This window comes from Allokutzneria sp. NRRL B-24872, assembly GCF_002155965.1.
Taxonomy (GTDB): Bacteria; Actinomycetota; Actinomycetes; order Mycobacteriales; family Pseudonocardiaceae; genus Allokutzneria.
Map to the genome: position 1 here is coordinate 1 of NZ_MUMH01000118.1, position 12,285 is coordinate 12,285.

The 12,285-nt window shown below is 68.4% G+C and carries 8 protein-coding genes; 4 read left to right on the top strand and 4 right to left on the bottom strand.

Annotation, left to right across the window (positions count from 1 at the left end; all coding sequences use genetic code 11):
- Nucleotides 1–54 precede the first annotated feature (54 nt).
- Complete coding sequence (locus tag CCN37_RS27530) at nt 55–4,761, bottom strand: SDR family NAD(P)-dependent oxidoreductase (RefSeq protein WP_371505115.1); 4,707 nt, start codon at nt 4,759–4,761, stop codon at nt 55–57.
- Between the two features lie 84 nt (nt 4,762–4,845).
- On the opposite strand from CCN37_RS27530, the gene CCN37_RS27535 reads away from it, so the two are divergent.
- From CCN37_RS27535 to CCN37_RS27550, 4 genes are read left to right on the top strand one after another with little or no spacing between them, the layout of a single operon-like run.
- Nucleotides 4,846–5,862 carry a ketoacyl-ACP synthase III family protein gene (locus CCN37_RS27535; RefSeq protein ID WP_086826284.1) on the top strand — a complete coding sequence of 339 codons (1,017 nt, stop codon included), beginning with the start codon at nt 4,846–4,848 and terminating at the stop codon, nt 5,860–5,862.
- Nucleotides 5,862–7,394, top strand: coding sequence for a (2,3-dihydroxybenzoyl)adenylate synthase (locus tag CCN37_RS27540; protein ID WP_086826286.1), 1,533 nt, complete (start codon nt 5,862–5,864; stop codon nt 7,392–7,394). Before CCN37_RS27535 ends, CCN37_RS27540 begins: the two co-directional genes overlap by 1 nt.
- Entirely contained in the window at nt 7,391–7,615 is a 225-nt protein-coding gene (locus CCN37_RS27545) for a phosphopantetheine-binding protein (RefSeq protein ID WP_086826288.1), read from the top strand. Before CCN37_RS27540 ends, CCN37_RS27545 begins: the two co-directional genes overlap by 4 nt.
- A 3-nt stretch (nt 7,616–7,618) precedes the next feature.
- Complete coding sequence (locus CCN37_RS27550; RefSeq protein ID WP_086826290.1) at nt 7,619–9,046, top strand: amidohydrolase family protein; 1,428 nt, start codon at nt 7,619–7,621, stop codon at nt 9,044–9,046.
- On the opposite strand, the gene CCN37_RS27555 is transcribed toward CCN37_RS27550, so the two are convergent.
- The 3 genes from CCN37_RS27555 to CCN37_RS27565 form a co-directional block, all read right to left on the bottom strand.
- Complete coding sequence (locus tag CCN37_RS27555; protein WP_086826291.1) at nt 9,009–10,076, bottom strand: helix-turn-helix transcriptional regulator; 1,068 nt, start codon at nt 10,074–10,076, stop codon at nt 9,009–9,011. The genes CCN37_RS27550 and CCN37_RS27555 overlap by 38 nt on opposite strands.
- 148 nt (nt 10,077–10,224) lie before the next feature.
- A complete protein-coding gene (locus tag CCN37_RS27560; RefSeq protein ID WP_086826293.1) occupies nt 10,225–10,932 on the bottom strand; it encodes a TetR/AcrR family transcriptional regulator in 708 nt (235 codons plus the stop codon).
- An 11-nt stretch (nt 10,933–10,943) separates the two neighbouring features.
- Entirely contained in the window at nt 10,944–12,170 is a 1,227-nt protein-coding gene (locus CCN37_RS27565; RefSeq protein WP_086826354.1) for a hypothetical protein, read from the bottom strand.
- Nucleotides 12,171–12,285 lie beyond the last annotated feature (115 nt).

Consider the following 12,285-nt stretch of genomic DNA (forward strand, 5'->3'; position numbering starts at 1 on the left):
ACCCCACGCTGGTACCGGCGCAAGCTGGAAGCCGGGCCACGCTGGAAGCCCGGCTCAAGCCCCAACAACCCCCGACAAATACCCCACAATCGCCCCCACCGACGGATAGTTCCACAACAACGTCGCAGGCAAAGCCACTCCCACAGCCTTCTCCAACTCCACCCGCAAAGCAGAAGCCAGCAAAGAATCCACCCCCAATTCACTCAACGGCCGATCCCCGACCACAGAAGCGTCCACCCCCAACACCTCAGCAACCCGAGTCAGCACGATCTCCGAAACATCCCCCACCACAACCGGAGCGGAAGAAGCGACCAACGAGGACAGCACCAACGGCCGAGGCCCGGAATGTTCCCGCAGCACTCGAAGCACCGCGACCACGTTCTCCCCGCACCCCACAGACTGATCGAACGCCCGCAGAGCCTGAGCAGCCGTGATGTCCGCAGTCCCCCGCGCCGCCAACTCCACGTCCGTCGCCGAAGCCGAAGTCGACATGCCGAGCCCGCGCCAGCTCGTCCACGCGAGGCTCACGGTCTCCCCGCCCCGCCGACAAGCCAGGTCGTCGAGGAACGCGTTCGCCGCCGCATAAGCAGCTTGCCCCGGCAATCCCAACAACGGCCCGGCGGAGGAGAAGAAGACCATGAACTCCAACGAGCCTGGCGGGAACAAGGCGTCGAGCACGCGAGCGCCCGAAACCTTGGGCCGCATGACGGAATCGAAGTCCGCAGCGGACAACGACCCAACGAGTCCACTGTGGACGACGCCTGCCGCGTGCACCACACCGGTGATCGGTGGAGCCTGAACGGCTTCCAATGCCGACCGCACCGAAGCGAGATCCGCGATATCGGCACACACGGGGAACACGCTCACTCCGGCCGCCTCCAAAGCGAGGATCGGCGAAGAAGCGGGCCACATCGAGCGCGGAGGTAACGGCGTCCGGCCGAGCAGCACCAGGCGGCGAGCACCGCGCTGAGCCAGGTGCGAAGCCATCTCCAAGCCCAGAGCACCGAATCCACCGGTGATCAGATACGTGCCCGAAGGACTGCGCTGGAACGAAGCGGAACCGGAGACTGGAGTCAACCGAGGCACGAAGACCGCACCATCTCGCACAGCCAGGACAGGCTCACGAGACGCCAACGCACGCCCCAATGCCGATGCGTCCAGAGCGGAAACCTGTGAAGGCAGCTCGATGGCACCACCCCAGAACTCCGGGTGCTCGCTCGCCAGAACGCGACTCACGCCCATCAACGACGCGGATGACGTGACACACCACAGCCGCGAGCCGGAATGCGACCGCACAAGCGACAGCAAGTCCTCAACGGAGTCAACGGCACACAGAACATGTGCACCGGAATCCCCCTCGGGAACCCCCAGCGCGGCAGCCAACTTCGCGTCGCCCAGAACCGACACCGACGAGAGCGGCTCAGAATCGCCTTCAGGCAGCTCCTGCCAGACAACCGAGTACCGAAGCTCCGCGAGCGAGTCAGCCTCTGCGGTCAGCTCTCCGTAACGCAGTCCCTCGAAGCACGCCGAGCCACCGGGGCCAGAAATCCACACATCCACAGTGGACGGACCCGACACCCGGACCGAGATCGCCGCGGACAAAGGAGCGGTCCCAGACACTCCGAACCGCGCCAAGAAAGACGGCATCCGCAACACGGCAGGCCCGTCGAACACAACGGAAGCCATGGACAGCGCCGCGTCCAGCACCGAAGCCCACCCGGGAACGTCCGTGACCATCTGCCCGGAAAGGACGCCGTCGCCACGCCGAAGCTCCGATAAGCGCCACGGGTACCCCATGGCCGCGACGCCCAACTCAGCCAGCCGCGAGATCACGTAGTCCGGCGCCAACTCCGACGAAGCGTCAACCGAGAAGCCAGCACCCGACGAACCTGATTCCACCAAAGCCGAGGTCGTGACCGCGCCATCGGAGACAATGCGCATGCTGTTGCCGTCACGAACGATCTGCACTTCGCGCGCACCCGACGACGGCACCACCACCGGGTTCCGAAGTGAGACATCACGAAGCCCAGAACACTCCCCCGCTGTCAGGAACGTGTTGAGCAGCACGGCGGCAGGCACGATCTCTGTGTCCAGCACGGGATGCCGCCCCGGGTAAGGCCGCGTGCGCACATTCAACGTCGTGTTCCACACTCGCGTCGACGAACCGTGCACAGTCACCGGCGTGCCGAGCAACGTGTCCGCGGGAAACGACGTGCTCGGACCGGAAACCCAATGGCGCTTGTGCTGCCAAGCAACTCCCGGCAGATCAGTCAAAGCGCCATCGGGCTGAAGCGCCGACCAGTCCACGTCGACCCCGTGGCTGTACAACGACCTAACAGCAGAAAGCACGCCAAGAAGCTCCGGCTTGTTCCGGCGGAGGCACGGCACGACAGCACCCTTGCCGCCCAACACCTCGTTGATCGAGTGGCTGACCACTGGATGCGCGGAAACCTCCAGGAACACGCGGAAGCCGTCTTCGACCGCAGCCTCCACCGCGTCCTTGAACAACACGGGATTGCGCAGGTTCTGCGCCCAGTACGAAGCATCCTGGCGCGGAGCGGACCGCGGATCGGAAACGGCGGTGACGTACAAAGGAACAGAAGGAGAAGAAGGCACGAGATCTGCCACCGCCGAGGCCAGCGAAACAGCCAACGGCTCCATCTGCGGCGAGTGGAAAGCGACATCGGAGTCAACTCGACGAACCACATGTCCGTCCAAAGTGGACAAGAATGCGTCCAGCGCGGCAGGCGTGCCGGCAAGAACCGTCGAAGCCGGAGCCGCCGCGATCGCGGGCACCACGTCCGACCGTCCGGCCAGCAACGAGGACGCCGAGGAGAACGACATGTCCACCATCGCCATCGCGCCCTGACCGGCCGCCAACGGCAGCAGGCGAGAACGACGGCACACCAGCCGCGCGCCTTGCTCCTCCGTCAACGAGCCCGCGACCACGGCCGCCGCGATCTCCCCGACGGAGTGCCCGATCACCGCCGCCGGGCGGACGCCGGACGACGTCAGTACCGCCGCGAGGCCGATCTGCATCGCGAACAGCATCGACTGGATGCAGTCCACACCGCCCAACGAGCCGGACTCCAGCACAGCGCGCGGCGAAACACCGAGCTCCGCAAGGAAAATCGGCTCCAGCCGGTCGATCACTGCGGCGAACTCGGGCGAATCGACCAGCAGGGAGCGGCCCATCCCCGACCACTGCGCGCCGTGCCCGGAGAACACCCACACCACGTCAGAAGCAGTGGAAGTGACCGGGGAAACCGATTCCAGCCCGGCAGCGAGCGTCGCGTGATCACTGGCGACCACCGCCGCACGTGTCGGCAGGTGCGCACGGCGGTGGGCCAGTGTGTGCCCGACATCGGCGAGAGAGCGCTCGCCGATCGCCGACACGAGCCGCGAAGCCTGTTCGCGAACCGCCTCCGGAGACCCCCCGGACACCGGATAGACGCGAAGCCCGCCAGCCGATGAAGAGGGAGCAGCACGCTCAGGCCCCCGCTCCAGCACGACGTGCGCGATCGTGCCGCCGTACCCGTAGCTGGCCACGCCCGCGAACGGCGACTCCAACGGGCGCGGCGAGGTCACGACCTCCAGGCCCGCCCAGTCGATGTCCTCGCGCAGCGACGTCTCCACCACGGTCGGCGGGATCACACCGGCGTCCAGCGCGAGCGCGGTCTTGATCACTCCGGCGATGCCCGCGGCGGCTTCGGTGTGCCCGAGGTTGGTCTTCACCGACCCGACGAGGCATCCGCCTTCACCGACCACAGTGGACAGTGCGCCGACCTCGATCGGATCTCCGACGCGGGTCCCGGTCCCGTGCGCCTCCACGTAGCCGACCTCGCGCGGATCGACCCCGGCGTCGGCGTAGGCCGCGCGCAGCAGGTGCTCCTGCGCTTCCTTCGACGGAGCCATGATCCCGTCGGTCCGGCCGTCCTGGCGAACCGCGCCGCCGCGCACGACCGCCCACACGTGATCACCGTCGGCAAGCGCGTCCGCCAAGCGCTTCACCACGACGACGCCACACCCTTCACCGCGCCCGTACCCGTCCGCGGCATCGGAGAACGTCTTCGAGCGGCCGTCCGGCGAGATCGCCCCGGCCTCGTCGAGCACGGCCGTCAGCCCCGGCCCGGACATGAGCATCACGCCGCCCGCGAGCGCCAGCGGGGCTTCCCCGGAGGCAACGCTGCGGCAAGCCTGGTTCAACGCGACCAGCGACGAAGAACAAGCTGTGTCAACGGAAAAGCTCGGCCCGCGCAGGTCCAACGTGTACGAGATCCGGTTCGCCACCGCGCACGCGGAGGCACCGATTCCCGTCCAGGCTCGGACTTCGGGCAGGTCTTCGAGCAGCCTCCGCCCGTAGTCGTCCGAGCCAACGCCCATGAACACACCGGTGTCCGTGCCCGCGAGCGTCGTCGGGTCGATGCCCGCGTGTTCGAGCGCTTCCCAAGCGACTTCGAGCGCCATGCGCTGTTGCGGGTCGAGCTGTTCTGCCTCGGTTCCCGAAACGCCGAAGAACGCGTTGTCGAACCCTGAGATGTCGTCCAGGAAAGCTCCTCGCGAAGTCACCCGCGACAGCACGGCCGCGTTCTCCCGCGACTTCGACCAGGCCGCGTCCCAACGCCCCTCCGGCACCTCGCCGACAGCGCGGGAACCCGACATCAAAAACGACCAGAACAGCTCCGGCGAAGTGACTCCACCAGCAAAACGGCAGCCCAGACCCACGATAGCGACGTCCACGGAACAAAGCTCAGCACGCACACGGGGACGTGCGCGTGAGTAGCTGGGCAAGTTGAGTACCCGGCTACTCACGCCATGGCGGGCTCACCGTGTTGAGCTTCCCTCGTGCGGACCGAAAGCCTGTTCCTAGCCGGTATCGGCAGCTACCTGCCACCACGTGTGACGACCGACCACGCGGTGGCCGAGGGCTGGTACGACGCCGCAGAACGTGAGTTCGGCGAGATGGAAGCCGTCACCGTCAGCCCGGACGAGCCCGCGCCGGACATGGCGATCGCCGCTGCCAGGAAAGCACTGGAAGAGCTCGACCCCGACGAGTTCGGCGTTCTCCTGCACAGTTCCACCCATCCTCAGGGACCCGAGGGCTGGTCGGCGGCGCACTACATCCTCCTGAACACCCTCAACCGGCCGATTCCCGCATTGGAGCTGCGCCAAGGGTGTTTGGGCATGCTCGCCGGAGTCGAAGCCGCCGCGCACCGGCTGATCGCCGATCCCGCGCACGACGCCGCGCTGATCACGACCGCGGACAACTTCTCCACGCCGATCGTCGACCGCTGGCGGGCGTCGAAGCTGTTCCTGCTCGCCGATGGCGCTTCGGCCGTCGCGGTTTCCCGGCGAACAGGATTCGCGAAGGTGCACGCGATCGGCTCGCTGTCCAACCCCCGCATGGAAATCCTGCACCGCGCGGGCGAGAACCTGTTCCCGCCGGGCGCCACGATCGGTCGCGGGCTGAACTTCCACGAGCGAAGTGAACGCGTGCGCGAACAGTGGGCAGCGGGTGAGGCTCCGCCGATCCTGCACTTCGGGGAACAGGTCGCGGAGATCGCCGAGCGCACGCTCAAGGAAGCCGGGCTCACCTTCGACCAGGTGAGCCGCGTCTGCCACCCGGGCTATTCCCGTGGTGCGCTGGACGCCATTTTCCTGGACTCGCTGGACATCGACGACGAACGTGGGATCTGGGACTACACCAAAACCGTCGGGCACACGGGAGCCGCCGACCTCTTCTTGGGCCTGGAAGACTTGTGGCGCAACGGAAAGGTCCAGCCCGGCGAGTTCGTGCTGCTGGTCGGCGCGACCACCGGGATGGAATCCGGGTGCGCCGTCGTAGAAATCTTGGAGCACTGATGCTGGACGGATGCACGCCTTGGCCCGCCGAGTTCGCGGAGCGCTACCGGGCAGAAGGCTATTGGCGCGGCGAATCCCTCGGCGCAGTCCTTCGAGCCACCGCGCAGCAGTTCGGCCAGCGCACCGCGTTGGTGCACGGCGAACGCCGGATTTCCTATGTGGAGCTGGACGAGTGGGCTGATCGCCTCGCGGCTGGATTCGCCGATCACGGCATCAAGCCCGACGAGCGCGTCGTCGTACAGCTCCCGAACGTCCCGGAGTTCGTGGCGATCTGCTTCGCGCTGTTCCGGCTCGGCGCCAAACCCGTCTTCGCGCTCGCCGCGCACCGGCACACCGAAATCCGTCATCTCCAGGAACTCAGCGGAGCCACGGCCTACATCGGCCCCGGCACGCATCGCGGTTTCGACTACCGCGACATGGCCAAGCAGATCGATTTCCAGCTCCGCTTCGACCTGGAGTCCGACATCGCAGGGGCGCCGAGGGACTTCCCCGAGCCCGATCCGTCCGATGTCGCGTTCTTCTTGCTTTCCGGTGGTACGACGGCACTTCCCAAGCTGATCCCGCGCACGCACGACGACTACGTCTACCAGACGCGCACAGCGGCTTCCGTCTGCGAACTCTCCGCTGATGACGTCTACCTCGCCGCGCTGCCGATCGAGTTCAACTTCGCGTGGGGCAGCCCCGGCGTTCTCGGAACCCTCTGGAACGGCGGCAAGGCCGTCATCGCCGACACCCCGTCGCCTGACGAGTGCTTTTCGCTGATCGAGCGCGAAGGTGTCACCGTCACCGCACTCGTGCCCTCGCTCACGCAGATCTGGGTCGAGGTCGCGGAATGGACAGACTCCGACATCTCCACCCTGCGGCTGCTCCAGGTCGGTGGCGCGCGAATGCGACCGGAGTTCGTGAAGAGCATCGGTCCGGCGCTGAACTGCCGCTTGCAGCAGGTCTTCGGCATGGCGGAGGGACTGCTCACGTTCACCCGGAACGACGTGGACGCACTCGACACGCAGGGCACTCCGATCTCCCCCGCCGACGAGATGCGCATCGCCGACGAATCCGGAAATGACGTTCCCGCCGGGGAGATCGGCGAGCTGATCACGCGCGGCCCGTACACGCTGCGCGGCTACTACCGGGTGCCCGAGCACAACGAGAAAGCGTTCACCGAGGACGGATTCTACCGCTCCGGCGATCTCGCACGGCTGACCGAGAACGGTGAGCTGGTGATCGAGGGCCGCATCAAGGACATGATCATCCGCGGCGGCGACAAGATCTCCTCGGGCGAGGTCGAGTCGCACCTCGCCGAGCACCCCTCCGTCGCCGGCGTCGCGGTGGTCGGCGTCGCGGACGAGTTCCTCGGCGAGCGGATCTGCGCCCACGTCGTGCCCAGGGGCACCGCGCCGAGCCTTGACGAGCTGCGCGCGTTCATGCACGGCCGCGACGTCGCCGAGTACAAGCTGCCCGACCTCCTCAAGATCATCGATGCCTTTCCCCTGACACCGCTGGGAAAGGTCGACCGGAAGGCCCTGCGATGAACGTGACCGAACTCCAGCTGCGCGAGACCCTGGCGACGGTGCTGAACCGGCCGACCGAGGAGATCGCGGGCGACGCGAACCTGGTGCTGCTCGGCATCAGCTCGCTGGAGATCATGCGCCTGGTCAGCCGCTGGCGCAGGCAGAAGCTGCCGGTGTCCTTCGAGACCCTGGTCACCGAGCCGACCCTGGACAGCTGGTTGGCCCACCTGAACGCGGCCTGACCGGTGAGCGCCCTCCTCGTCCAGGACGCCTGCGTCTACACCGCTGATACCGACAACCGAGTCGTACCAACGGGTTCTCTGCTCATCGTCGATGGCCGGATCGCCGAGGTCGGCACGGCGGCGGAGATCGGCCCAGTGGTCGCGCAGATCCCGCCGGAGCAGCTGACCGTGCTCGACGCGCGGCACATGATGGCGTTGCCGGGCTTCGTGAACGCGCACTGGCACGAGACCTTCGCGATGCGCCTCGCCAAGCCGAACTCCGGTTTTCTCAGCTGCGGCGGCGATCTGCACGCGGTGTCAGCGTCCTTCGACTCCTCAGCCGGCTTCGGCGATCTGCTGACCGTCGACGAGGCGACGGCGGTCGCGCGCTACTCGCTGTGGACACAGCTGCGCAGCGGCGTCACGACGCTCGGCGACGCGGGCTCGATCAACCGCCCGGAAGCACTCGCGACGGCAGCCGAAGAGCTGGGAATGCGTTGTGCTGTCAGCACATGGGCGGCCGACGCGGTGTGCTCGCCGGACGAGGACAAGCCCACCAGAACACGCGACGCCGATACCGTCCTCGCGCGCGTCGAGTCGCTGCTGCCGTCGCGCTCCGAGCTGGTCCGCTGCCGCCCGTCCTCCATCTACGTCACGAACATGACCGATGAGCTCGGCCGAGGGCTGGCTGAGCTCACCACGCGCCACGACCTTCCTTTCGCCACCCACGTCGGAGCACTGCGCAACGAAGCCGACGTGATGCTGCGCTACTACGGCACGACCGGCGTGCGACGGCTGGCCGAACTCGGCCTGGTCAACGATCGCCTGATGGCTGTCCACTGTGGATTCGCCGACGCCGAGGAGCGCCAACTGCTCCGCGACGCGGGCGCTCAGGTGAACATCTCCCCCGCGAAGTACGGCATGTCCGGCGAGACCGCGCTGACCGAGGGCTCGGTCAGCGATCTTGAGCTTTCCCTGTCCACGGACGGCCTTCCGCTGCCGTTGCCCGGAATGGTCGAAGCCGTGCGCGCCGCCTGGCTCGGCTTCGGCGAACGCACCGGCGATCCCGAAGCCCTGCCACCGACCACCGCCCTCGCCATGGCCACCCGCGTTCCGGCGCGGGGACTGCGCTGGCCGGAGATCGGCAGCCTGACAAGGGGAAACCGGGCCGACCTCGTGCTCGTGCCGACCGAGGACTGGCGCTATGTGTTGCAGCCCAATCCGTTGGAGGCTTTCCTGTCGCTCGGCTGCTCCAACGACGTGGACACGGTCATCGTCGACGGACAGGTGCTGATCTCCGGCGGGCGCGGGACGCGGACCGACGAGGACGTGCTGCGAGAGGACTACCTCAGCGCACTGGCGTCCTTCAGCTCCCGTTGCCTCGGCATCGACGCCGCGCCGTTGGTGCGCCGCGCTAGGCGGAGAGCGCCGCGGCGAGAGCGACGCGCGTAGTGATGCCGAGCTTGCCGTACACGCGTTGCAGGTGGTTCTCCACCGTGCGCACCGAGACCACGAGCAGGTCCGCGATGTCGCGGTTGGTCAGCCCGTCCGCCGCGTACTGCGCGACCTCGCGCTCACGCGAAGTGAGGCCAGAACCGGTACCCACGCAGGGCAGAACGCGGCGGACCGGCTTCCGGCGCGCTGGCGCGAGGAGTGCGCGGAGCCTGCGCGCGGTCAGCTCCGGCATGACGGCCGCGACGACCTCACCGCACAACGGGTAGGTCATCCGCACACAGGCCCCTTCCACCACAAGGACTCCACGGCGGTTGAGCGATTCCGCTGCCTGCGCGAGCGCCGGGAACCGGTCCACGCACAGCGTTCCGGCGAGGGAGACCATGTTGATCAGCTCGGCCTCGTCCGGGCTCAGCCTGCCCAGCCGCGTCCGGACCACGTCGGCCAGCCTGCCGTCCGCGCAGGCGAGACCGGACCAGCTCCACACCCCGCCGATCCGGCGCAGGCTGCCCTCGGCCACCGCGTGCTCGGTCAGCTCCCGCAGCAGCAACGGATTGCCCGCCGTGAGCAGCCCCATGCCCTCGGTCGTCGCGTCGTCGACCACCGCGCCGAGTCGGGCGAGCAGGACCGCGCGGATCTCGTCGTGGTCGAACGGCCGCACCTCCACGCGCTCGGCCAGCCCGTCCAGCCACAACCGGCTGATCCCGTCCGGCACCCACTCCCCGTTGCGCACGGCGACCACCACGGTGACCCGGTCCAGCGCGGCGGCGCGGCACACCCGGTCGGCCACCTCGGGCTCCAGCAGCTGGGCGTCGTCGAGCACGAGCACGATCCGACCGGTCGTGGGCCACCCGTCGAGGGAGTGCGCGACGTGCCCCTCCGCCACACCCACCGCGAGGTCGACCGCCTCGTCCAGCAAGCGGCTCCGCCCGGTGCCGGGCTCCCCGGTCAGCACCACGCCGCGTCCCCCGGTGAAGGCGGCGCCGATCCGTGCCAGCTCGGTGTCCCGCGCGACCAGCGGCCAGACCATGCCCGTCACTCCCCGTATCACAGTGTCATCCCTTAGGGGAGCCTAACTAGTGAATGTGGGTGTGAACAAGGCGCATCGGCGCACGTGAGATAGCACTCTGTGCGCAAGATCCTCATGTTCGGCGGGCAAAAATCCGTTCAACACCGATCTAGCGGCGACGACGGCGGATCGCGACGAGCCGCGCCTGCGCTCCGTCCAGCGCCCGCTCCACGCAGTAGCGGTAGAACTCGGCGTCGTAGGCGCGCAGCTTGTCCAGGTCCGTCGAGCGGGCGCGCAGCCACTCACCCATCGCGGCCAACCCGGTGCTGTCCCGCTCGGTGGCCAGCTCGGCGAGCATCCTGGCGTGTTCCAGCCGCGCCTCGGGCTGGGCGTTGCGGTCGTCCTCCACCGCGATCAGGTTGAACGCGGTGTTGACCAGGAAGCTGTAGATCGTGGCGGCCTCGTCGCCGAAACCAGCGGCCTTCAGCACGCCGACACCCTCGTCGATGATATCGCGCGCCGCGCTCACCACCGGCCCGAGCAGCACCATCTGCCGCGCGACACCGTGGTAGTGCAGCGCCACCTTGCGCACGTCGGAGAGCAGCGTGCCGAACCACTCCCGCCACGGCAGGTCCGCGCCGGGCACCGGGACCTGGGCGATCACCCGCTCGGTGACCGCCGTCGTCACCTTCTGCCGGTCGCCGACGTGGTGGTAGACCACGGCGGCGCCGACCCCGAGCTCCGCGGCGAGCTGGCGGACCGACCAGCCCTCCAGCCCGTCCCGGACGGTCAGCCGCACCGCCGCGTCCACCACCTGCTCCGGCGTGATCGGCGGCAGCCCGGCGGAGGCGCGAGAACGAGAACGCGGCGGTGTCATCCCTCGGGAAGCTAGCGGAAAGCCGGGTACAGCGGCAGCCGCTCGGCCACCGCGCCGAACCGGGAAACGATTGCTTCGGCAACGGAACGGGCGTGCTCGGCCACCGCGATCCGCCCGCAGGCCACGGCGTCGGTGTGCAACCGGCGCCAACGGTCGGCCAGTGCGGCGCTGCGGCGCGGCGACACCATGTTCGCGTCGATCGGGCCGTCCTGCTCCGTGATGCGCGGCAGCAGCCACCAGGTCGACAGCCACACCCACAGCACCTGCGCGTCCAGCAGCCTCGGCAGCAGCACCGCGTCGTCGTCCAGGTCCGGCCACACCACGCTGACCTCGGCCCGCCACGCCGCGAGCATCGCCTCGGTCATGCCGGGCGGCAGCGAGAAGGAGCACCAGCAGGACGGGAACGGCACCCGCAGGTAGGCCGCGTCCAGCGCGATGTCGCGCATGCAGCCCCACTCGAAGTCCAGGAAGCGCACGCCCCGGCTGGTCACCAGGTTGTTGTCCGGGCAGACATCCGATGGGCTGAACGCCCGGTAGCGCGTGCCCTCCAACAGGTGCGCGGTCCCGGCCGCGTACTTCTCGGCGTCCGGATTGCCTTGCACGCCAAGGGCATCGGCCAGCAGCTCGGGCAGCTCGGTGAGGGCGACCCGCGCCTCACCCGCGATCGGGTCCCGCCACGAACGTTCGCCCAGACGGCGCATCAGCGCGTCGAAGTCCGCCTCGCGGCCCGCCGTTGTGGCGTGCAGCCTGCCCAGCGCGCGGGCCCATGCCAGCAGCGAACTCTCCGCAGCTCTGGGGTCCTCGCCGAGCAGCTTGTCCGCCAGCGTCGGCGCGCGGCCCAGGTCCTCCATCACCAGCACGCGCTCGGCCACACCGTGCGCCATCAGCTCCGGGCTGACCCGCTCCGGCGCGGTGAGCGCGGTGAAGAGCTGGCTGCTCGCGGCCTCGTGGGCGAAGGGATCGGGACGGCTGCCGTCGACATGGTCGTGGTAGTGCTTCACGACCATGGTCCTCGGCAGCGAGAACGGCGTCTCGGCCACGCGCACGCGCAGCACGACCGAGCGGTCGCTGCCGCCCAGGTCCTCGTCGGCGTCCAGTCGCACGGGCGCGCCGAAGCGGCGGCTCAGCACGGACTCGGCCGCCGCCACCGTCGTCGCGGTCTCCGTGTCCGAGCGAACGCCGTTGTGCGGCCCCGTGTCGTGCGGTGCCGCGAGTCCGGTGGTGATGTCCACGCTCATCGTCACCGAACCTACCCCCGCCACTCGCTACGTTCCGACATGATCTGGTTACACTCCGGCAAACGCGCACCACCGCCGAGGGACACGGCCACGGTGATACCTCCTGGGATCGCTA